We start from the raw sequence: 22267 nt of genomic DNA, 5'->3' as shown, positions 1-22267 counted from the left end.
GGTCACAGTTGCCCCTTGGAGACGTCCCCGGAGGGCAACGGCGTCATGGTCACAACGGCCGGTGCATCCTCCAGGAGACCTTCGATCGCGCGGTTGAGCCGTGCGACCGGTTCTCCGGAGGCATGGGCGTCGAGGTGTTCTCGCGAAGCCCACTTCTCAATGAGGACCAACGACCCGTCCGCTGCGTCGTGCAACGCGTAGAGCAGGCACCCCTCCTCTGCGTGGACGTCGGGCAGGGCGGCTCGAAGAGCGGCTCGCGCCGTGTCCCGGGAACCGGGCAGAGGGGTGAAGACGGCGGTGACGACGACTGCTTGTTCCATGAGGGCTCCGAGGTCTCGTTCATGGCTGACGGAGGGCTTCGACGAGTCACCCGTCGTCCGGATCAACTCGCGAAGTGCTGGCACGCTCCTCGAACTCGGCGGCGACGCGCACGTGACGGGGCGTTGGGGGAAGCTTCTGCCGCATCCGCGCATGGATCAACTCCACGGAGTGGAGAGCGAGCATGTCGATCGGCTGGCGGACGGCGGTCAGGGGAGGCTGGATCAGTTCCGTCCACGGATTGTCGTCGAAGACCACGACCGACAGATCATCGGGGATGGACACCCGGGCCTGGGAGAGCATGCGCAGCGTCACCCGGACCTGAGCGGTATTGGCGACGATGACCCCGGTGGGCGGGTCGGCGAGTGAGAGCATCTGTGCCATCGCGGTGGCGCCGCGGTCGCCCCGGAAGGGGGCCGGACACACCAATCTGTCGTCGCGCGCCAAGCCGTATTCCTGCAAGGCCTGTTCGTACCCTCGCACTCGGTCGAGCCCGGTGGTGGTGTCCAGTGGTCCGGAGATGATGCCGATGCGCCGGTGCCCGCGCGCGAGCAGGTGCCTGGTCGCGGTGGCGGCGGATTCGATGTTCTCGATGCTCACCACGTCCATGTGCTGGAACTGGCTGATGGACCGGTCGACGAAGACCACGGGGATGTCGAGCGACGCGAGCTTCTCCCACCGTTCGATGTTGTGGCCGGTCGGTGTTCCGATCATGCCGCCCACGGAACGGTCCAGGAGGGTTTCGAGTGCTTGCGCTTCCAGATGAGGGTCTTCCTGCGTGGTCATGAGCAAGATCTGAAGCTCGCGCGATCGCGCTTCGGCGACGACCCGGTCGGCAAGCCGGGCGAAGAACGGGTTGGTCAGGTCTGCGAGCAGGAGACCGATGGTGTCGCTTTGGCCGTGGCTCAGCTGTTGCGCTGCCCTGCGGGGGCGGTAGTTGAGAGCTTCGATCGCCTCGAGGACCTGGGCACGCTTCGCAGGCGCGACCGGGCCCGTGTCGTTGAGGACGCGCGACACCACGGAGACGGACACACCCGCCTGGGCAGCGACATCTCGAATGGTGGCCGCCTTCTTCATGGTTCTCCTCTCTGAACGGCGACGAACAGTAAAGCACCGGTGCCGCCCTGCGTGCCGGGCGTGTGCGTGCTGCCGGTCGGCCTGTCATGGGCGGGCAACCGAGACCTCCGAGACCTCTGAACGCGACCGTTGACCCTCCTGAAACACGCGTGGTACAAAACTGGAACCGGTACCACATGCTACCAGTCACAGGGAGACTCCGGTGAACTTGCATGACTTGCTGCTGGCCCGCGAGCGCGACGGCAACCTGATCCGGGTCGGTGTCATCGGCGCCGGTCGTTTCGGCACGATGTTCCTCGCCCAGGTACGCGCCACGCCCGGCATCCACGTGGCAGCCATAGCGGACATCAATCTCGACCGGGCGCATCAAGCGCTCAAGCTGGTCGACTGGCCCGAGGGAGCCGCCTCGGACGATCTCGGCGACGCGCTGGCGCACGGGCGGACAGCGGTCCTGTCCGACGCCGGCCCCCTGTTCACAGAGGGCATCGACGTGATCGTGGAGGCCACGGGGAACCCCATCGTCGGTGTGTCCCACGCGATCAGGGCCATCGACACCGGCCAGCACATCGTCATGGTGACCGTCGAGGCGGACGCGCTGGTCGGGCCGGCGCTTGCCCGGCGAGCAGCGGCGCGGGGAGTTGTTTACTCGCTCGCCTACGGGGACCAGCCCGCGCTGGTCATGGAGCTTGTCGACTGGGCGAGGACGTCCGGCTTCCAGGTGGTGTGTGCCGGAAAGGGCGCCAAATACCTGGAGCACTACCACGAGATGAACCCCGACAACGTATGGGAGAACTGGGAGTTTTCCAAGGAACTCACCGACTCCGGTCAGCTCAATCCCTACATGCACACCTCGTTCCGTGACGGCACGAAAGCGGCCATCGAAATGGCTGCCGTCTCGAATGCCGCCGGCCTGATCCCGTCCGACGACGGTCTCACTTTCACGCCGGGTGATGTCGAGGAAATCGCAACCATTTGCCGGCCGAAGGGGGTGGGCGGCGTTCTGGCGCATGAGGGTTCGGTGGACGTCATGTCGAGCGTCACCCGCGATGGCGCCTGGATACCCCACAACACCCAGGAGGGTGTCTTCGTCGTCGTCAAGGCCACCAATGACTACGTCTCCGGCTGCTTCGGGGAATACCCCTGGCATCCGGACCCGACAAAGCAGTATGCCGCGCTGTACCGGCCCTACCATTACGTGGGCCTGGAGCTCGGCATCACCATAGCGAACGCCGCTCTCCGTGGCGTTGCCACCGGTGCACCCAAGGGTTTTTTCGGTGATGTGGTGGCGACAGCGAAGGAAGATCTTGCCGCGGGCGAAGTGCTTGACGGTGAAGGCGGCTATACCGTTTGGGGGAAGCTGATATCCGCCCGGGCGTCGGTCGCGCGAAGGGCGCTTCCCGTCGCATTGGCACACCACATCGAACTGCGACGGGACATCGCGAAGGGCTCGATCCTCACCTGGGACGACGTGGACCTCGACGGGGCGTTCCGCCAGGTGCTCGAACTCAGAACGGAAACGGAAGAGCTTCTGGTTCAGGAGATTCCGGGGGGACCTCGATTCGATTCGCTCCACATCGGAAAGGCAGACAGATGACGGTACAACGACGGAGGTGGGCGGCGGCGTTCGCCGTTCCGGCTGCCATAGTGCTGGTCTCCTGCTCCGCGACACCGGACGGTGGTGACTCCTCGTCCTCGTCCATCACGAAACTGGTTGACGCCACGGCGAAGAAGCCGGTGCGGGATGTGAAGTCCAGTCTCGGGGCGCCCAAGGTGAAAAAGGGGACGAAGCTCTGCTACGTGACCAGGACCCTGTCGAACGAGTTCTGGAGTTACGAGCGAAACGGTTTCGAGAAGGAAGCCAAGGAAATGGGGCTCGAGTACAAGACCTATGCCGTGAACGACGAATCGTCCATCACCGAGCAATTGGACAAAGCGCAGACAGCGATGAAACAGGAATGTGACGCGCTGCTTGCCTCGCCGATATCCGCCACCGGTCTGGACAGCGTCTACAAGGCCGCCCTCTCGTCGGGCAAGCCGGCGATCGTGCTCAACGACGCGAAGGGAACCGTGCCGGGTGTCGTCTACGTCGGCCCGGACGCCAAGGTCATCGGTCAGACCGCGGCCGACTACATCGCAAAAAAACTGCCGGACGGAGGCGCGGTGGCGATGATCGAGGGTGATCCCGGATCCTCCAACGCACTCAACCGCGGTGCCGGTTTCAAAAAGGGGCTGAAAGCCCACCCCAACCTGCGGCTGGTCGCTTCCCAGACCGCCAAATGGGACCAGAGAGCCGCACAGGACATCGCCACCGCGATGTTGACCGCGCATCCGAGCATCAAGGCCTTCTACGCCCAGAACGACGTGATGGCCCTGGGCGCGGCGGCCGCCATCAAGGAGAAGGGTCTTACGGGAAAGGTTCTCCTCCTGGGCACCGACGGCATCCCCCAGGGGAAGAAGGAGATCGCCGCCGGCAACATGACCGCCACGGTCAGCGAGCGGCCGGCGACCGAGGGAGCGACAGGCGTGGACACAGCGCTGTGGCTGCTGGCCGGGAGAAAGGTGCCGGGCTGGGTCGATGTCCCCGCTTTCATCATCGACAAGCAGAACGTCGACACGTACGCCTCCGGCATGCCGTAGGTCACATGAGCAAGGAACGACCAGGAGGTTCGACGACGATGGCAACCCATCTCCTCGAAGTCCACGATGTCGCCAAGTCCTTTCCGGGCGTCCGTGCCCTTGACCGTGTGACCTTCCACCTCAGCCGGGGAGAGGTCTGCTCGATCGCCGGGGAGAACGGCGCCGGCAAGAGCACACTTCTGGCTGTCCTCGGGGGAGCACTGACACCCGACAGCGGGTCCGTGGTCCTCGACGGCGTCGCGCGCCACGAGTACAGCCCGGGTGCCGCACTGGCCGACGGCGTGGTGATCGCCCACCAGGAGCCCGCGGTGGTGCCCCAGCTCACGGTCGCGCAGAACTTGATGCTCGGCCGTCCACGGGCACAGCGGACCCACATGACCGACATCGTCGGCCGGGCGCTCGACGACGTCCGCCTGATGGGCTTCCCCATGAGCCCGAAGAAACGGTTGTCCACGCTGAGCCCGGCGCAGCGGCACGCCCTGACGATCGCCCGTGCCTTCGCGTTCGACCCCAAGGTCGTCGCACTGGACGAGCCGACCACCAGCATGCTCGAGCACAACGTCGAACACGTGCTGACCCGGATCCGGGCCCTCGCGCGGGAACGGGGAGTGGGCATCCTCTACGTGTCGCACAAACTGCCCGAGGTCATGGCCGTCTCCGACTCGGTCCTGGTGCTGCGGGATGGCAAGGTGGCCTTCCGGAGCCCCATAACGGAGACGGACCAGGACGAGATCGTGCGGCGTATGGTCGGCCGCCAACTCCTCCAGTTCACCCGCAAGCACCCTGTCCCGGCGGACAGTCCGGTGATCTTCTCCGCAACCGACGTGACCCATCCGCACGGCGTCGGCCCGCTCTCCATGGACGTCAGGCGGGGCGAGGTACTGGGCATCGCGGGCCTCGTGGGCTCGGGACGAACCGAGTTCCTGCGGGCCGTCATCCGTGCGGATGCCGGCTGCTCCGGGACCGTTGCCCTCCAGGGCCGTCGCACGCACATCTCCAGCCCGCGGGACAGCCGGCGCGCGGGAATCGCGTTCATCCCGGAGGACCGCAAGGGGCAGGGGCTCGTGCTCGGGCTCCCCGCCTTCACCAACGTGGCCATGACGGCCACGCGAGAGCTGGGCGGCGGGGCCGGCCCCTTCACCAGCCGGAAGAAGCAACTGTCCGTCGCTCGTGACGCCGCTCGTGCGCTGGCTCTACGGCCGGACAATGTCCAGCTGAAGGCACGCCAGTTCTCGGGTGGCAACCAGCAGAAGCTCGTCATCGCCAAATGGATGTGGCGGGACTCGGCGGTGTATCTGTTCGACGAGCCCACCAAGGGCGTCGATGTCGGCGGGCGCTACGAGATCTACAAGTTCATCGACGAGCTGGCCGGTGCGGGCAAGGCGGTCGTGGTCGTTTCCTCGGACCTTCCGGAGCTCATCACCCTGTGCGACCGCGTCCTGGTGATGCGTGCCGGCCGGTTCAACTCCGTGCATACGGGAGCCGAGATCACAGAACACAGGCTCGTGGCGAGCGCCATGGGCCAAACGGAGGCGTTCCATGACTGAGCCGAACCACACGTCCACGTGGGGACGCGTCAAACTTCCGGCCGTCAGCGCGCAAGCGCTCGGGATCTACGCCGCCGCGGTGGCGATCTTCGTCCTCCTCGGCGCGCTGAACTCCGATTTCCTGGCCTTGAGCAACCTGCGCGACGTCGCGGTCTCCGCGTGCATCAACGCGATCATCGGCCTGGGCGTCACGTTCGTCATCATCACCGGAGGCATCGATCTCTCCGTTGGCTCCATCGCCAGCTTCGTCGGCATCGTCAGCGCCTACCTGATGGTCAACCACGGCGTCACGCCGCTCCTGGGACTCCTCATCGGCCTCGTGGTGGGCGGGGCCTGCGGACTGGTCAACGGCGTACTGGTCACAGCTCTGAAGCTCCCACCGTTCATCGCGACGCTGGGCACCATGAGTGTGTTCCAGGGGTGCGCCTACGTCGTGACGAACGGCAACCCCGTCTACAACGTCCCCTCGTCCTTCGTCTATCTGCTGAACAGCTACGTCGGCGGCGTCCCCATCGCGGTTGTCCTGGTGCTGATCCTGGGCATCGTGGCATGGCTCCTGCTGCGGCGGACGCTCTTCGGCGAGAACGTGATCGCCGTTGGCGGCAGCCAGGAAACCGCATGGCTGTCGGGCATCCATGTCAACCGGATCAAGCTCGGCGTCTACGGCCTGTCCGGCGCGCTGGCAGGCGTGGCCGGACTCGTTCTGGTCGCGCGCATCAACGCCGCACAACCCGAGGGCGGCAGCCCCTACCTGCTGACCGCGATCGCCGCGGCAGTGATCGGCGGGGCGAACCTGATGGGCGGCGAAGGCCGCATCGCGGGCACCCTCGTCGGCGCCCTGATCCTCGGTGCCCTCACCAACGGCCTGGTGCTGCTGAACGTGCCGAGCTTCTACGAACAGATCGTCACCGGTGCCGTGGTCCTCGTCGCCGTCGCCCTCGACCAGGGCGCCAAGGGATGGCCCGTGCTGCGCGGAAGGCGAACGGAACCTCCGGTCGACGCGAAGCCACAGAAGACGGCGGGCGAGACCGTGGGAGCGGACGCCCCATGACCTTCGAGCGCATCCTCGTGACGGGCGGATCCGGTCTCATCGGTCGCTCCACGGTGCGGGAACTGGTGGATTCGGGCGCGAGCGTCACCGTACTGGACCGGGACCGCGGGGACGGAGCCTTCGACGCCCGGGTGCACGTCATCGAGGGGGACGTGACCGACCCCGGGACGATTCGCCGAGCGGTGAGGGATCAGGACGCGGTGGTGCACCTCGCCGGAATTCCCGGCCCCCGCATCGCCGACGACGTGACGACGTATGCCGTCAACACCGTGGGCACGTACGCCGTGCTCTCCATCGCCGCGGAGTGCGGCGTCGACAAGGCGGTCTACGCGTCGAGCATCAACGCGACCGGACTTCCCCTCAACGACCGGCCGTTGCTTCCCGAGCGGTACCCCTTCAGCGAGTCGACGATCGAGGACTTCACCGACGCCTATTCGCTGTCCAAGAAGGCCAACGAGCACGCCGCCGCGCAGATCGGCAGCCGCACAGCCATGAACATCACCGGAATCCGCTTCCCACTCGTACGCGACATCACTCTCGACGGGGGGCGGCGGTTCGCCGAACACCTGGACCTGCTGATGAGAGACGATCCCCGGCGGGCCGCGTGCGAAGGCTGGACCTATCTGGACGTGGCCGACGCCGCCCGCGCGGTGGCCGCGGCGCTGGCGCGCGACACACCGGCAGCGCCGGGCATCCTCGTGACCGCCCCTCGTACCTATCTGCGTGACGACACCGAGCGCGCGCTCGCCCGTTACGCCCCCGGCGTGGAGAGAAGCCTTGTTCCCGGCCGGAACGTGCCGGTGGACCTGCGCCGCTGTCGCGACCTGCTCCGTTTCGAAGCGAGCACGTTGCTCGATGACGTGGCTCCCGAAGCCCTCATCACGATCGATGACTACGAGGACCTTCAGCAATGGTGATGACATCGCACGGACCCCGCCGCTCGGTGTCTCTTCTCGGCCTGGGACCCATGGGGGCGCCGATGGCGGCGAATCTCGTCCGCCGGCTGGAAACGCTCACCGTCTGGAACCGCACGCCGGCACGCGCCGCACAGGCGGTGGAACTGGGAGCCCGACAAGCCGCATCGCCCGCCGAAGCAGCCCGGGACGTGGTGCTCACCGTGCTGCCCGACCTCCCACAGGTCGAGGCGTTGCTCCCCGGTGCTGACGGCCTCCTGGAAGGATGGCGCGGCAACGGCGTCGGGGAACCGATCCTGGTCGTCCACGGAACCGTCTCGCCCGTCGCCGTGCGGACACTCGCCGAGGACCTGTGGAGAGAACACCGGATCCGGCTCGTCGACGCCCCCATGAGCGGGGGCGTCCCCGGGGCGGAACGCGGAACCCTGAGCCTGATGGTGGGAGGCCACCAGCAGACCGTCGAGTCGCTCGCGCCGGTATTCGCCGCTGTCGCAGAGACGGTGGTGTACATGGGGGCCGGCGGCTCGGGCCAGTTGGCCAAGGCGTGCAACCAAGTCGTGGTGGCGGGAACCATCGCGGCTCTGTGCGAGGCGCTCTGCCTGGCCGAGCACTACGGTCTGCCGCGAGCCGATCTGTTGGCCGCCCTCACCGGTGGCCTGGCCGCGTCCGAGGTGCTGAAGCAGAAGAGCGGCTCCTGGCTGCGCGGGGACTTCACCGGCGGCGGCAGCGCACGTAATCAGCTCAAGGACCTCATGTTCGCGCGCGAGGCCGAGGAGAGTGCCGGCGCGCCGTCCGAGGTGACCGAGTTGCTGCTCCGCCAGTTCAGCAGGATGGTGGCCGGGGGCGATGGCGACCTCGACCACTCGGGCCTCATACGAACCATCGCGAGCGCCCGGGCCGGGGAACCGTCATGAGCGGTGGCCCGCACCGGGAAGCGGAACAGCGACTGCCGGACTTCCCGGTCGTCGACGCCCACCACCACCTGTGCAACCTCTCCCAGCACTCCTACCCGTGGCTGGAACGACCAGTCGAGCAGGGCTTTCCTTACCATGGCGACGACAGGCCGATACGCCGGGACTACCTCGTGGCGGACTACCTGGACGACGTCGGTGGCATCGACCTGATCGGGTCAGTGCACATCGAGAACGGCGCGGCGGACCCCCGCCGCGAGACCGCGTGGCTTGCCGATGTGATGCGGGCCGCGCCGATCCCCTCCGCACTGGTGGCCAAGGTCGACCTGCTCGCCGACTCCGCCGCGGAAGACCTGGAGTGGCAGGCTGCCCAGCCGGGGGTGCGGGGGATCCGGCAGATCCTCAGCTGGCACCCCGACCCCGTGTACACCCACACGTCCCGCCCCGACATCATCGAAGACCCCTCGTGGCTGACCAACTTCAGCCGCCTGGCCGCACTCGGCCTCTCCTTCGACCTCCAGATCTACCCGCACCAGATGGAGCAGGCAGTCGTCCTCGCCCGCACCTTTCCGGATGTACGCATCATCCTCGATCACGCCGGGATGCCGATCAGCCGGACCGAACCGGGCCTTGACCACTGGCGGGAGCAGATGCGCCGCCTCGCACGGTGCGAGAACGTCGTCTGCAAGATCTCCGGCATCGGAACACAGGACCACGACTGGACCGTCGATTCCATCCGGCCCATCGTCCTGGGGGCGGTCGAGGCCTTCGGCCCCGACCGCACCATGTTCGCCAGCAACTTTCCGGTGGACCGCCTGTACTCGAGCTTCACCCGGCTCTACGCCGCCTTCAGCGAACTGACAGCGGCCTTCAGCGCCGAGGAGAGGGACCAGCTCTTCGCCAGTACGGCGACGGAGGTATACCGGCTGGGCCCTGTTACGGGGTTACCGCTTTGCCGCCGAAGGACACGACGAGGCGGCCATCCGCGGCGTAGGACCATGTGAGAGTGCCGGTGTACGAGGAGCACCGGGACCCGTTCGAGCCGGACCAGAACTGGTTCGAGCTGTCGGTGTCACCCACGGTCTTGTCCTTCGACCCGCTGCCGCTGCGGCACGAGGTGTTGTTACGGAACACCGAAGTCCCCGCATCCCAGGAGTAGTTGCGCTGGGTGTTGTCGACGCTGACGTTGCCGGACACCGACATCGTGCCGGGGTTGCTGTTGTACGTGAAGCCGTGCTTGCCGTTGCGGTATGCGATGCTGCGCCGGACGACGTGGTTGACCGCGATGTCGTCGCCGCCGAGCTTGTAGCCGTTGCGGTCACCGTTGGAGTTCACGGTGCCGTCGCTGAGGGTGCCGTTGCCGTAGGAGAGGGAGTCCTCGATGGTCACCGGGCCGATGGGTCCCGTATCGGTCTTGGTGTAGAGGTCCCAGCCGTCGTCGATGTTGTGGTGGGACACGGCGTAGCGGAAGACGTTTCCGCTGCCGACGGTGAGCTTCGCGGCGAAGCCGTCGGCGTCCTCGCCGTCGGAGTCGGCGTTGTCGTGCGACTCCGCGCTCAGGACGAGGTTGTTCGACGGCCACTGGTCCTTGGGGGTGCTGGAGGCGATCCGTGAGAGTTGCAGCCCCGTGTCACGGTTGAAGCGCGTCACTGTGTGTTCAACGATGTTGTTGCTGCCGCCGACGAAGATTCCGTTGTCCCCCGCATGTTCGACGACGATGCCATTGACGTGCCAGAACGCCCCGTTGACGGCAAGCCCGCGGTTCGCCGGGTCCTCGCTCATCGCCGAGAAGTCCAGCACCGGGGTCTCGCCCGGGTAGGCGGACAACGTGGTGCGGGCACTCGATGTGCCGTTGTTGCCCGGAGCGATGGTGACCGTCCGCGAGAAGCGGTAGGTCCCGCCACGCACGTAGATCGTCCCTCCGGGGGTGATGCGGGTGATCGCCGAAGCGAGCGTCGTCGGGTCCGACTGTGTCCCGGTCGCGCTCTCGCTGCCGTTCGGCGCCACGTACAGCGGGGAGCTCGACACTGTCGCGGTGGCGACGGGCGGTGCCCCGAACGCGCCGACCACCAAGGCTGCGAATGCCAGTAATGACAGGGGGGATCTCGGTCTCATGGGGGTCCTCGTCCTTCTCCGTGGTCGCCTGCGTGACAGGGATGCGAGTGCCGCTCTCAGCACGAGAGATGGAAAGCGCTTGCTACGCTAAGAGGACGCCATGGACGCGTCAATAGCCCCCTTTCCTGGCCGCGCTCGTCGAAGAACGTCCCTCGACTGGTACACCCTCATCTGCGGCACGGACCCCGAGCAGATCAGGATTCTCGGCGCACGGGCCACATCCTGATGGGGCGGCCACGTCACCCGCGCCGTGCCTCGGGAAAGCCGACCGTTGTCGCATCCGAGCCGTCCGGCGCCGAGGCGACGACCATCGCGTCCTCCCCGGCCGCCGCAAGTCGGCCCGGCCGGATGTCGAACGCACAAGCTTCCCCCGCGACCAGCGTGCCGCACCGGACCGGCTCGCCGCCTCCCCGGGACGGACGTGCCGTCAGGAACCCGTCGCGGAACGGCACGAATACCCCGACCAGCCGCCCGCCCTCCAGCCGGGGGAGCCGTGACCAGAAGCCCCAGGAGGTCGCCGCCTCGACCGGGCCTGCGCCGGCGCCCACACCGATCTCCATGCTCAGCCGCGTCGACTGCCCGGGAGCAAGCTCCCGAAGGGGGCCCAACGCCTCGCACTCCACGACCCGGTCCAGAGGATGCAAGCCCCCCAGGTGCTCCAGGGGCGCGTGCAGCGGATGCTCCAGCCACACTTCGGCCCGCGAGTCAGCATCGGGGTAACGGGCGGCAGGGGAGACCTCGAACCGCTGGGTCAGCGTGCCCTGCGGAGCGACGTGGGCCAGCCACCCGGCAGCGTCAGGGAAGCCGACCTTGCCGACCACGTCCTGGTGTGGGACGTGCAGCACGCCAGGGCCGGTGCGGTACACCTGCGGGCGGCCTGTGCCCGCGATCAGGCCGACTGTCTCCGGACGTCCGGAACCGGCGGTTCCCACGTAGACGCCCCCCGTGGGGTAGGAGCCCGGGGCCGTGCCGGCCAGCTGGGTCACATTCCACACCGCCCACCGGCGGGGCCGGTCCGACTCGTTGGTCAGGGTGTTCTCCAGCGTGAAGGCCGTCCGCCCCGCGGTGACCGTGACGCTGCGCTCGATGCGCAGACCCGTCCGTGGCTCGACGCCACTGGTCATGACCGCCTGGGCGGTTCGCCCCTGGACCGTGAGCCGCAGCCCGTACGGCCCCGAGTCCAGGACCGGGTCCGGCGGGCCCGCCCACTGCCCGGGACCGTCCCAGCCCTGTGGTGCGGGCCAGGTCTTGTCGCCGCCCCAGTTCAGCCAGGCCGACATCGGACCGTCCTGCGGGACCGGCCGGACGCCGGGGCGCGGGCGCAGGCGGCCGTCCAGCAACCGCGCGTTGCGGTACAGGAATTCCCGGCCGTGCAGCGTCAACGACAGGAGCCGGCCGCCGAGCGCGGGCACGGCGGTGAGCTGTACCGCCCCCGCGTCGAGGCGGACCAGTTCGTAGGGGCCGACCGGGGTGCGGACCACCTCTACCCCGTCTCCGCGCAGCGCCTGGTCGTTCGTCCGCTCAGTCATCGAGATCCGGCACCAGGACGACCTTGCCGCGGCCGGCCCCGGCCGCGAGCCGGAACGCCGTGTCCGCATCGGAGAGGGCGAACCGGTCGCTGACCACGCTCTCCGGTCGCATCCCCCAACGCACCAGGCTGCGGGCCAGCTCCGACATGGCGGGCAGGGAGGTCACCCAGGACGCGTAGATCGTCACCTGCTTGTGCAGCAACGGATCCGACACCTCCGTCTCCAGCGTGCCGCCTTCTCCTACCAGCGACAGCCGGCCCCACTCGGCGATGTGCTCGATGGCTGTGGAACGCCCCCGGCGGCTCCCCGAGCAGTCGATCGCGGTACTCGTGCCCCGGCCGCCCGTCAGCTCCGCGACGACCGGACCGGTCTCCTCGGGCGGCACGGTGGCGTCGAACACTCCGAGCCCGTCGGCCCACGCACGTCGTTCCTCGGACAGTTCCACCCCGATGACGCGCCGGGCGCCGCGGCCGCGGCCGATCATGCCGGCGGCCAGCCCGACCGGCCCCAGGCCCACGACCAGCAGGTCGTCGTCGCCGCTGACGTCTATCCGGCGGATCCCCTCGTAGGCGGTGCCGAAGCCGCAGGCGATCAGCGCGCCGTCGACGAAGCTCAGCTCATCGGGCAGCGGGATCAGCGTCGACTCGTCGGCGACGAGGTAGTCGGCGGCGGCGCCGTCGCGCTGCCAGCCGTAGGCGGCCCGCTCCGGGGAGGCGCAGTTGATGAAGTAGCCGCGGCGGCAGGCGTCGCACCGGCCGCAGCCGGCGATGTGGTACACCACCACCCGGTCGCCGACACCGAACGCGCGCACTCCGGGTCCGGCGGCCACCACGGTGCCCGACGGTTCATGACTGGCGATCACACCGCGGTAGGCGGGACCTTCGATACCTCGGTGCGTCTTGTGCTCCCGGTAGATGTAGCCGATGTCGCTGCCGCAGATACCGGCCGCGCCGACCCGTAGCAGGACCTGACCGGGGCCGGGCTCCGGCACCGCGACGGAGCGCACCGAGGCGGTGCTGTCCCCGGGGAGGTAGACGCCGCGCATCGTGGCGGGCAGAGAGGAGGAGGCGGTGGTACTCATGACGGTCCCTGGAGGTGTGTCGGGGAAGTACGGGAGAACGGAGGGGGGTTCACGACACCCGCGTGGCGTTCCCTCGCCTGCCGATGATCACGTTGGCGAGGACGGCGGCGACGATGATCACGCCGCGTACGACGTTCTGGAGAAAGGGGTTGACACCCAGCAGCACCAGGCCGTTGGCGATCACGCTGATGAAGATGACGCCGAGCATCGTCCCGATCAGGCTCCCGCGCCCGCCGGCCAGGGCCGTGCCGCCGATGACCACTGCGGCGATCACGTCGAACTCCAGCCCGGCGGCGGCGCCGCCGTTGCCCGACCCCAGCCGGGCGGCCAGAAGGATGCCGGTCAGCGCGGCCAGCACGCCGGTCGTGGCGAACAGCATGACCCGGATGCGCCGGATCGGGATGCCGGCCAGCTGAGCCGCCGCGGCGTTGCCGCCGGTGGCGTAAACGGAACGACCGTAGGCGGTGCGGCGGGCTATGTACCAGAAGACGAAGAAGAGCACGATGAAGACGACTGCCGGAGTGGGCACTCCCAGGAACTTGCCACCGAGGCTGTCGACGAAGGAGGAGGCGGGCAGCGGGACGGGCAGCGCGTCCGTCGCATACAGGGCGAGGCCGCCGAGCGCGCTCCACAACCCGAGCGTGGCGATGAAGGAGGGGACCGCGAACCGGGCCCGCAGCCACCCGGCGAACGCCCCCCACACGATGCCCGCCACCAGGGTGAGCACCAGGGCTCCGGCGATACCCAGATCCCAGTCCGACGCTCCCTTGGCAAAGATGACCGAGGCGAAGGCCACCGCCGGGCCGATGCTGATGTCGATCTCTCCGGCGATGATCACCAGGGTCACTCCGAGCGCGGGAATGCCCACGCTCGCGGCATCGCGGAGAATACCCAGCTGGTTTTCGGTGTCGAGGAACCCTCCGGCGCCGGCGCTCAACGCGATGTACAGCACGACGATGGCGGCGAGCAGCCCCAGCTCGTTGAGATGGAGCAGGTGCCGGGAGGTCGCGGCGCTTTTGGCGGAGGACCCACCGGGCTTGTGAGTCAGGATCGTCGAAGAAGACATGGGTGCCTCACACTTCCACCGCCATGGTGGCGGCCATGATGTTGTCCAGGGTGATGTCGGGGGCGGTGAACTCGCGGTGTATCCGGCCCTGCTGAAGCGTCACGACCCGGTCGCACACCAGGGGCAGCTCCTCCAGCTCGCCGGAGACGAAGACCACGGCTGCCCCGTTGCCGGCCAGTTCGCGGACCAACCGATAGATCTGCTGCTTCGCCTCGACGTCGACGCCGCGGGTCGGCTCGTCGAGCAGGAGGATGCGGCTGCGGGCATGCAGCCACCGTCCGATGACGGCTTTCTGCTGGTTTCCGCCGCTGAGGTTGACGATCGGTGTGGAGAGCCGGGGTGTCTTCACCGACAGCCGCTCCACCAGGTCATATCCGGCGCGCTCGGCCAGGGCGGGTGAGATGCTGCCGCGCCGGCTGACGCCGCCGAACCACGACATCGTCATGTTCTCGCCCACGCCCAGCATCGGGACGATACCCGCGCCCTTGCGGTCCTCCGGGGTCATGCCCAGGCCGAGTTTCTTCATCGCCGCTGCCGTGGGCCGGGCGACTCGGACCCCGTCCACCTCGATCACCCGCTCCGCCCGGGGCTCGAATCCGGCGATGGCGCGCAGCAGCTCGCTGCGCCCGGAGCCGAGGAGGCCGCCGATGCCGAGCACTTCGCCGGCGTAGAGGTCGACGTCGACCCCGTGCAGCTTCGGCGGCAGTGTCAGCCCGCGCACGGACAGCAGCGGGGTGCGGGTCCGTTCCACCGTCCGGGGTTCCAGCGCCGCGGCCTCCTGGACGGTGGTGCCCAGCATCAGGGCGACGATCTGTGCGGTCGTCGCGTCGTGCACGTCGACGGTGTCGATGACCTGTCCGTCGCGCACAACGGTGACACTCCCGGCGACCTGGCGGATCTCGTCCAGCCGGTGGCTGACGTAGATGACTGCTACACCCGAGTCGGCGATCCTGCGCACGGCCGACAGCACCGTGTGCGCCTCCTCGGCCGCCAGCGCACTGGTGGGTTCGTCCAGGATGAGCAGCCGGGGGCGGCGGCGCACCGCCCGGGCGATCTCGAGCAGTTGTTGCTCCGCCAGCGGCAGCGTGCCCACCAGCGCGTCGGGATCGACGGGGACCTCCAACTCGCCGAGCACCTCGGCAGCCTCGCGTCGCATGCGCGGATAGTCGATCCCGGCAGCGCCGCGCCTGGGCCATGCGTTGAGGAAGAGGTTCTCGGCCACGGTCATCTCGGGCACCAGGCTGAGTTCCTGGTACACCGTGGCCACGCCGAGTTCGGCTGCGCGGCGTACTCCGCCGTCGCCCAGTGGCTCTCCGCCGATGACCACCTCACCCGCGTCGGGCGTCTCGACGCCGGACAGCAGGCGGATGAGCGTGGACTTGCCCGCGCCGTTACGGCCGAGCAGGGCCCGGACCTCGCCCCTGTGGATGGTGAAGTCGACGGAGTCGAGGGCGCGGACGCCGGGGTATTGCTTGCACAACCCGGTCGCCGTCGCCACCGGGGGGCCGGCCGGGCGGCCCGGCGCGGGGTCAGCTGATGTCATGGAGTCTCCACGGGTGCGGTGGGGAAGGCGGATTCGGCCCTGGTCCCGGCGCGCTGCCGACCACGGCCTCCGTGCCGGTTACGGCAGGCCGTCGGGGTGCGTGGCGAGCCACTTCCGTGCCTGGTGGGGGGTGGAGTACAGCTCGACCGGCGCCGCGACGATCTGGGAGCCGAGTTTGTCGCCGCTGATCACCTGTGCCGTCGTGCGGGCGGCCAGCTTGCCCACGACCCGCCCGGAGATGTCGACGTCGGCCTTCAGGATCCGGTTGTCGATCAGTTCGCGGGCCAGATCGGTGGTCATGTCGCTGCCGAAGACCACGGTCTTTCCGATGAGGCCGTGCTGGCGGACGGCTTTGACGGCCCCCATCGTCGCGCCGCCGGACTCGCCGTAGAAGGCGTCGAGGCCGTGGTGCGCGGTCAGCACCCGCTCGGCGACCTGGACCGCGGAGTCGATGGTCGTGCCCTGCTGGTTGGCGACGATGCGGGCCTTGGGGAGCCGGGCGAACAGCGCCTTCTCGAAGCCGGCCCGGCGCTGGCGGCAGACCTCGACCGTTTCGCAGTTGATGACGCCGATCCGCGGGGCGGTGATGTGGCGAGAGACGAAGTACTCCGCGGCCTTCGCCCCGGCCAGCTCCCCGAACTTGACCGGGTCGCCCAGGATCCAAGCGCTGACGTACTTGCGGGTTGCCTCATCGGTGAGGCAGGTGTTGTAGCAGATCACCTTGACGCCGCTGTTGCGGGCGAGCCTGACCGCGGGGATCGATGCGGTGGTGGAAACCGGTGACATGACCAGCGCCTTCACACCCGCCGAGCTCACCGTGTCGACGAACCTGCTCTCCTTCGAGGCATCGCCCTGGGCGTTGATTTCGAGTATCTGCACGTCCTCGCCCAGCTTCCGCGAGGAGTCCAGCATGCCTTTGCGTACGCCGGCGTAATAACCCTGGGCATCCATGTAGACCAGCCCCACACGCCCGCCCTCACCCACGCGGCCCCCGCATCCGGTCGCGGCGAGCCCTGTCAGTGCCAGGGCGAGGACCCCGATGACGGCGTTGCGCACACGATGTCTGGACAACCTCATAGCAACACTCCAGAGCGAAGAGTAAGCACCGCAAAGAGTGCAGATCGGGACACTGCGGTGCGTGCTCCGAGTATGAGCAGCGGTTTTCAGTCACGTCAAGATTAAATAATAATTAATGCCCAGAGCTGGCTTGTCGAGCAGCTCGGCACGGGTCCGCGCGGCCGCCGCCCGGGAGGGGAAGCAGCCGCGGTCGACGGCCCGGCGACGGCACGTCAGGGCTGGTAGGGCCAGGAGCTGGCGTTGTTCCGCTCGACGTGCACCTCGGTGGAACTCAGGGGCTGGGGGAGACCGCAGAACGCCGTTAGGCTGCGCCGCAGCGGCCAGCGGATACTGGGCCGTATGCGTATCGACTTCGATCCTGAGACCGTGGGCCGCAATCCCTTCTACAAGCTGCTGACCTCGGTCATCGTGCCCCGGCCGATCGCCTGGGTGTCCACCATCAACCCGGACACCCGGACGGCGAATCTGGCGCCGCACTCCTTCTTCACCGTGTCCTGCGTGTCCCCGCCCGTCGTGCAGTTCACCTCCGTCGGGCGGAAGGACTCGCTGCGGAATGTGGAGGAGACCGGGGAGTTCGTGGTGAACCTGGCGCCGGAGCGGATGTTCGAGACGATCAATGGGACGGCTACGGACTTTCCGCGCGGGGTGAGCGAGTTCGAGGCGGTGGGGGTGGCGCGGGAGGACAGTGTGCGGGTGAGGCCGCCGCGGGTGGCGGAGTCGCCGGTGGCGTTGGAGTGCGAGTTGCACAGCACCGTGCTGTTGGGGGACTCGACCGTGGTGTTCGGGCGGGTGGTGCATGCCGCGGTCGATGACGGGGTCATGGTCGACGGGCATCCGGAGGTGGGCAGACTGCGGCCGCTGGCGCGGCTGGGGAAGAACGAGTGGGGGACGGTCGGCGAGGTGCTGGAGATCGAGCGGGTCCGGTACGCGGACTGGCCGGGGGAGCGGGGAGGCGGGGAAGAGGTAGTGCGGTGATCGACGTGGTGGCGTTCGACGTCGGGTCCACGCTGGTGCGGGAGGACCGCTACTGGGCCGCGTGGGCCGACTGGCTCGGCGTGCCCGCGCATACGCTGTCCGCCCTGGTGGGGGCCGTGGTCGCGCAGGGGCGGGATGACGGGGAGGCGATCCGGCTGGCCAAGCCGGGGGTCGATGTCGCCGCGGAGCGGCGGGCATGGGACGCGGCGGGGCGCGGGGAGTGGCTGGGGGAGCGTGATCTGTATCCGGACGCGCGGCCCGCGCTCGGGGAGCTGCGTGCGCTGGGGGTACGGATCGTGGTGGCCGGGAACCAGCCGGTGCGCACGGGAGAGCTGCTGCGTGCGCTGGAGCTGCCGGTGGATGCCGTCGCGACGTCCGAGGAGTGGGGGGTGGCCAAGCCCGATCCGGGGTTCTTCGAGCGGGTCGTCGCACTGGGCGGGGCCGCGCCGCACCGGACGCTGTACGTGGGCGACCATCCGGCGTTCGACATCCGGGCGGCGCGGGCCGCCGGGCTGCGGGCCGCGCACATCCGCCGGGGGCCCTGGGGGCATCTGTGGGCCGCCGGGGACGACGTGGCGCGGGCGGACTGGCGGATCGCCGGGTTGGGGGAGCTGGTCGAGCTGGTGCGGGGAGGATGAGCCGCAGCTCAGGGGAGAGGTCGTACGGAGTGTGATGCTTTCACGCCCCGTGTGATCAGAGTGCTTGCATATATCTATCGCACACCCTCCCGCCGCGCGCCGCGTGGCGGTTGACTCGTCGCATACCGCTCAGGGGGCGCCAGACCTGAGCGAAGGGGCCGCCGGACCTCCTCCCTCCTCGGCCGGCGGCCCATCCCTCCCACGTCATGCTGTGAAGGTCAGCCCGCCGACTCGGCCGCGTGCGCGCTCAGCACGTCGAAGGCGACCAGGGCGAAGAGTGCCAGGCCCAGCAGGACCCGGTAGATCACGAACGGCATGAAGCTCTTGCTGGAGATGAACTTCATGAACCAGGCGATGACGGCATAGCCGACGACGAAGGCGATGACGGTCGCGAAGAGCGTCGGGCCCCACGCGGTGTGGCCCTGGGACGCGTCCTTGAGCTCGAAGATCCCGGAGGCCAGTACGGCCGGGACGGCGAGGAGGAAGGAGTAGCGGGCCGCGGCCTCGCGGGTGTAGCCCATGAGCAGACCACCGCTGATGGTCGCGCCGGACCGGGAGACACCGGGAACGAGCGCCATCGCCTGGCATATACCGAAGATCAGTCCGTCCCGGACGCTCAGCTCCTGGAGCGACTTGCGCTGCTTGGCGACGCGGTGCTTGCCGCCCGTCTCGTCGCGTGCGGCCCGCCGGTCCGCGTAGCCGAGGACGACGCCCATCACGACGAGGGTGGTGGCGATGAGCCGCAGATCGCGGAACGGGCCCTCGATCGCGTCCTGAAGTGTGAGGCCGAGCACACCGATCGGGATCGAGCCGACGATCACCAGCCAGCCCATCTGGGCATCGTGGTCGCCGCGCCACTCCTTGTCGAACAGGGAGCGGAACCAGGCGCTCACGATCCGGGCTATGTCCTTGCGGAAGTAGATGAGCACCGCCAGCTCGGTGCCTATCTGGGTAATGGCCGTGAAGGCGGGACCAGGGTCGTTCCAGCCCGCGAAGGCGGCGGTGAGGCGCAGATGGGCGCTGGAGGAGATCGGAAGAAACTCGGTCAGCCCCTGGACCAGCCCGAGGATGAATGATTCAAACCACGACATTGCGTCTACGCTATCCAAAGGCTGATCATGCGCTGCTCCGGGGCATGCCGGAACAGGCGGGGCGGCCGAGGGGAAGGCCGATGGCCGGGGACCGGCAACCGGTTGTGGTGGCAGCGTAGCGTCCCCGGGTGGACGGCCCGCCAAGGGCCCGGTCCGAGGGCCACTTCAGCCGTGCGGGCCATCAACTCACGCGCCCCGCAGGCGGCCGCGCTTGCGCCAGGCCACGATCAGCCCGCCGAGGGCCGGTACGGCGATGCAGGCCAGCGCGATGAGGAAGACGGGCGAGGTGGGCGTGGCCGCATGGCCGCCCGCCACCACGTACGCCGCCGTGTTCGGCACACAGCCGAGCCCGGTCGCCAGCAGGAACGCGGGCCAGCCCATCCGCGAGATCGCCGCGCAGTAGTTCGCGGCGGCGAACGGGATGCCCGGGAGGAGCCGGATCGCCAGCATCGAGCGAAAGCCGTGCCGACTCAGCTGCCGGTCGGCCGCGCCCAGCCAGCGGCCCCGCAGCAGCGGGCGCAGCGCGTCCTGCCCGAGCAGTCTGCCCAGGCCGAACGAGATCCCGGCGCCGAGCACCGTACCGGCGACGGCCGCCGCGAGACCGACCTGGGCGCCGAGGAGCACGCCCGCCGCCAGGTTCAGCAGCGGCCTGGGCACCAGCGCGGCGGTGCACAGCCCGTACGCGGCCGCGAACAGCACCACGGCCGCCGCCCCCGACGGCTGCGCCGGCCAGCCGTCGGCCAGCAGCCGGTGCGGCTGCCACACCCACACCGCGGTCGCGGCACCGACCAGCAGCGCGGCGAGCAGTCCCAGCCGTGACCACGGCGAGAACAGCACGGCGCGGGCGCGGCGCACGGCCGGTTTCGGGGCGGGTACGGCGACATCGAGCATCGGGGGAGCGTAACCGACCGGACCGCGGGCACGCTGTGATGTCGCCCGCTCGTCGGCTGGTTGTCGACGGGCCGATACATGGGACGGCCGCACAACAACCTCCCGGACACCAGGGGTTCGCCTGCGCCGCACCGGCCCCGTGCGCCGCGAAAACCATTCGACGGGGACCGAACGGTGCGCAATGATCACGGCATGTTCCGGTATGCCTTCCTCATGACGACGTCCGCGGTCGCGGACGCGCCGAAGGCTGCCCTCACCTCGTCCGGCGCCGCCGCAGCGGTATTCGCTGCCGCCGCGGCCGTGACAGCCGACCACCTCGACGGCGCTCGAAGCTGACCCTCCTCGGACGACTCCGACGGACCCCACCGGGGGAGGGTCGGCCAGGCCCCGGGGTCCGCGTTTCCCATGTCGTTCCGAGGAGGAACACCCCATGTCCGCCCTGCCCAAGACGGTCAAGCAGACCTACGTGCGCACCAAGCCGCATCTGAACATCGGCACCATGGGCCACGTCGACCACGGCAAGACCACCCTCACCGCCGCCATCACCAAGGTGCTCAGCGAGCGCGGCTCCGGCGGCACCTATGTGCCGTTCGACCGCATCGACCGGGCGCCGGAGGAGGCCGCGCGCGGCATCACCATCAACATCGCGCACGTCGAGTACGAGACCGACACCCGGCACTACGCGCACGTCGACATGCCCGGCCACGCCGACTTCATCAAGAACATGGTGACCGGCGCGGCCCAGCTCGACGGCGCCATCCTCGTCGTCTCGGCGCTCGACGGCGTCATGCCGCAGACCGCCGAACACGTGCTGCTCGCCCGCCAGGTGGGGGTCGACCACATCGTCGTCGCCCTCAACAAGGCCGACGCGGGCGACCCCGAGCTCACCGACCTGGTCGAACTGGAGGTGCGCGAGCTGCTGTCCGCGCACGGCTACCCCGGCGAGGCCACGCCCGTCGTACGGGTCTCCGGGCTGCGCGCGCTGGACGGCGACCCGCGCNCGTCGTACGGGTCTCCGGGCTGCGCGCGCTGGACGGCGACCCGCGCTGGACCGGCGCGATCGAGGCGCTGCTCGACGCCGTCGACATCTACGTGCCGACGCCGGTGCGCTACACCGACGCCCCGTTCCTCCTACCGGTGGAGAACGTGCTGACCATCACCGGCCGCGGCACGGTGGTCACCGGCGCCGTCGAGCGCGGCACGGTGCGCGTCGGCGACCGCGTCGAGGTGCTCGGCGCGGACGTGACGACGGTCGTCACGGGCGTCGAGACGTTCGGCAAACCCATGGAGTCCGCCGAGGCCGGGGACAACGTGGCGCTGCTGCTGCGCGGGGTGCCGCGGGACGCGGTGCGCCGCGGCCAGGTGGTCGCCGCGCCCGGCAGCGTCGTACCCCGGCGGCGCTTCACCGCGAGCGTGTACGTGCTGTCGGCGGCCGAGGGCGGCCGCCGCACCCCGGTGGTCACCGGCTACCGGCCGCAGTTCTACCTGCGTACGGCCGATGTGGTCGGCGAGGTGGGCCTCGGGGCCGCCGGGGTGGCCCGCCCCGGTGACACCGTCACCCTGACGGTAGAGCTGGGCCGCGCGGTGCCGCTGGAGCCGGGGCTCGGCTTCGCGATCCGCGAGGGCGGCCGCACGGTGGGCGCGGGCACGGTGCTCACCGTCCAGCCGTAGGGGGTGTCTTGTCGATCGGGCCGGATCAGCGAGCGGCGTCTGGTGCGGTGCATCGCAACCCGCGTGAGGAGAGCGCAGCGGCGCTGCGTGCGACGAGCGCGGGGCCGCGAGGTGCCGTGCCAGGCGTCGGGAGCC

Annotated in this window: 20 protein-coding genes and 1 pseudogene; 11 read left to right on the top strand and 10 right to left on the bottom strand. The window is 69.1% G+C overall.

The window, feature by feature from the left end:
* Window positions 1-2 precede the first annotated feature (2 nt).
* Together EEJ42_RS12605 and EEJ42_RS12600 are read right to left on the bottom strand one after the other, a co-directional pair.
* Entirely contained in the window at window positions 3-320 is a 318-nt protein-coding gene (locus tag EEJ42_RS12605; protein ID WP_123100038.1) for a putative quinol monooxygenase, read from the bottom strand.
* 46 nt (window positions 321-366) lie between these two features.
* On the bottom strand, window positions 367-1395 hold the full coding sequence (locus EEJ42_RS12600; RefSeq protein WP_123100037.1) for a LacI family DNA-binding transcriptional regulator: 1029 nt from the start codon (window positions 1393-1395) through the stop codon (window positions 367-369).
* A 202-nt stretch (window positions 1396-1597) separates the two neighbouring features.
* Here EEJ42_RS12600 and EEJ42_RS12595 point away from each other — a divergent pair, with 202 nt between their 5' ends.
* Genes EEJ42_RS12595 through EEJ42_RS12565 form a run of 7 tightly spaced genes read left to right on the top strand, consistent with a single transcriptional unit; the run spans window position 1598 to window position 9459 of the window.
* Complete coding sequence (locus EEJ42_RS12595; protein WP_123100036.1) at window positions 1598-2989, top strand: NAD(P)H-dependent oxidoreductase; 1392 nt, start codon at window positions 1598-1600, stop codon at window positions 2987-2989.
* A complete protein-coding gene (locus tag EEJ42_RS12590) occupies window positions 2986-4032 on the top strand; it encodes a sugar ABC transporter substrate-binding protein (RefSeq protein WP_123100035.1) in 1047 nt (348 codons plus the stop codon). The genes EEJ42_RS12595 and EEJ42_RS12590 overlap by 4 nt, the downstream gene beginning before the upstream one ends.
* A gap of 38 nt (window positions 4033-4070) precedes the next feature.
* Entirely contained in the window at window positions 4071-5579 is a 1509-nt protein-coding gene (locus EEJ42_RS12585; RefSeq protein WP_184503055.1) for a sugar ABC transporter ATP-binding protein, read from the top strand.
* On the top strand, window positions 5572-6630 hold the full coding sequence (locus EEJ42_RS12580) for an ABC transporter permease (protein ID WP_123100033.1): 1059 nt from the start codon (window positions 5572-5574) through the stop codon (window positions 6628-6630). The genes EEJ42_RS12585 and EEJ42_RS12580 overlap by 8 nt, the downstream gene beginning before the upstream one ends.
* Window positions 6627-7547, top strand: a complete 921-nt coding sequence (locus EEJ42_RS12575; protein ID WP_184503054.1) for an NAD-dependent epimerase/dehydratase family protein — start codon at window positions 6627-6629, stop codon at window positions 7545-7547. The genes EEJ42_RS12580 and EEJ42_RS12575 overlap by 4 nt, the downstream gene beginning before the upstream one ends.
* Entirely contained in the window at window positions 7541-8458 is a 918-nt protein-coding gene (locus EEJ42_RS12570) for an NAD(P)-dependent oxidoreductase (RefSeq protein ID WP_123100031.1), read from the top strand. Before EEJ42_RS12575 ends, EEJ42_RS12570 begins: the two co-directional genes overlap by 7 nt.
* On the top strand, window positions 8455-9459 hold the full coding sequence (locus tag EEJ42_RS12565) for an amidohydrolase family protein (RefSeq protein WP_123100030.1): 1005 nt from the start codon (window positions 8455-8457) through the stop codon (window positions 9457-9459). Before EEJ42_RS12570 ends, EEJ42_RS12565 begins: the two co-directional genes overlap by 4 nt.
* Here EEJ42_RS12565 and EEJ42_RS12560 read toward each other — a convergent pair.
* From EEJ42_RS12560 to EEJ42_RS12535, 6 genes are all read right to left on the bottom strand, one after another.
* The gene (locus EEJ42_RS12560; RefSeq protein WP_123100029.1) at window positions 9392-10570 is read right to left on the bottom strand and encodes a right-handed parallel beta-helix repeat-containing protein; all 1179 of its coding nucleotides are present in this window, start codon (window positions 10568-10570) and stop codon (window positions 9392-9394) included. The genes EEJ42_RS12565 and EEJ42_RS12560 overlap by 68 nt on opposite strands.
* Window positions 10571-10809: 239 nt before the next feature.
* Complete coding sequence (locus EEJ42_RS12555) at window positions 10810-12099, bottom strand: DUF4380 domain-containing protein (protein ID WP_123100028.1); 1290 nt, start codon at window positions 12097-12099, stop codon at window positions 10810-10812.
* Entirely contained in the window at window positions 12092-13180 is a 1089-nt protein-coding gene (locus tag EEJ42_RS12550; RefSeq protein ID WP_123100027.1) for a zinc-dependent alcohol dehydrogenase family protein, read from the bottom strand. The genes EEJ42_RS12555 and EEJ42_RS12550 overlap by 8 nt, the downstream gene beginning before the upstream one ends.
* A gap of 49 nt (window positions 13181-13229) precedes the next feature.
* Window positions 13230-14246, bottom strand: a complete 1017-nt coding sequence (locus EEJ42_RS12545) for an ABC transporter permease (protein WP_123100026.1) — start codon at window positions 14244-14246, stop codon at window positions 13230-13232.
* Window positions 14247-14253: 7 nt separating this feature from the next.
* On the bottom strand, window positions 14254-15789 hold the full coding sequence (locus EEJ42_RS12540; RefSeq protein ID WP_123100025.1) for a sugar ABC transporter ATP-binding protein: 1536 nt from the start codon (window positions 15787-15789) through the stop codon (window positions 14254-14256).
* A gap of 78 nt (window positions 15790-15867) precedes the next feature.
* Window positions 15868-16866: a substrate-binding domain-containing protein gene (locus EEJ42_RS12535; RefSeq protein ID WP_123100024.1), complete on the bottom strand. Its 999-nt coding sequence runs from the start codon at window positions 16864-16866 to the stop codon at window positions 15868-15870.
* A gap of 339 nt (window positions 16867-17205) precedes the next feature.
* Between EEJ42_RS12535 and EEJ42_RS12530 the strand changes: the two genes are divergently transcribed.
* Both EEJ42_RS12530 and EEJ42_RS12525 read left to right on the top strand, forming a co-directional pair.
* On the top strand, window positions 17206-17841 hold the full coding sequence (locus tag EEJ42_RS12530) for a flavin reductase family protein (protein ID WP_123100023.1): 636 nt from the start codon (window positions 17206-17208) through the stop codon (window positions 17839-17841).
* Window positions 17838-18479, top strand: coding sequence for an HAD family hydrolase (locus tag EEJ42_RS12525; RefSeq protein WP_123100022.1), 642 nt, complete (start codon window positions 17838-17840; stop codon window positions 18477-18479). The genes EEJ42_RS12530 and EEJ42_RS12525 overlap by 4 nt, the downstream gene beginning before the upstream one ends.
* Before the next feature lie 218 nt (window positions 18480-18697).
* Here the strand turns inward: EEJ42_RS12525 and EEJ42_RS12520 are convergent, their stop codons facing one another.
* Window positions 18698-19570 carry an undecaprenyl-diphosphate phosphatase gene (locus tag EEJ42_RS12520; RefSeq protein ID WP_123100021.1) on the bottom strand — a complete coding sequence of 291 codons (873 nt, stop codon included), beginning with the start codon at window positions 19568-19570 and terminating at the stop codon, window positions 18698-18700.
* Window positions 19571-19756: 186 nt separating this feature from the next.
* Window positions 19757-20461 (bottom strand): TVP38/TMEM64 family protein, encoded by a 705-nt coding sequence (locus EEJ42_RS12515; protein ID WP_123100020.1) that lies wholly within the window; start codon window positions 20459-20461, stop codon window positions 19757-19759.
* A 192-nt stretch (window positions 20462-20653) separates the two neighbouring features.
* Here EEJ42_RS12515 and EEJ42_RS50815 point away from each other — a divergent pair, with 192 nt between their 5' ends.
* On the top strand, window positions 20654-20797 hold the full coding sequence (locus EEJ42_RS50815; RefSeq protein WP_184503053.1) for a hypothetical protein: 144 nt from the start codon (window positions 20654-20656) through the stop codon (window positions 20795-20797).
* Window positions 20798-20900: 103 nt separating this feature from the next.
* Window positions 20901-22132, top strand: a pseudogene (gene tuf, locus EEJ42_RS12510) (elongation factor Tu).
* The last annotated feature ends 135 nt before the right edge of the window (window positions 22133-22267 follow it).

The organism is Streptomyces botrytidirepellens (assembly GCF_003721215.1).
Classification (GTDB): Bacteria; Actinomycetota; Actinomycetes; order Streptomycetales; family Streptomycetaceae; genus Streptomyces; species Streptomyces himastatinicus.
The sequence above is the reverse complement of the archived record's forward strand: the minus strand, read 5'-3'. Positions and strand labels throughout refer to the sequence as shown.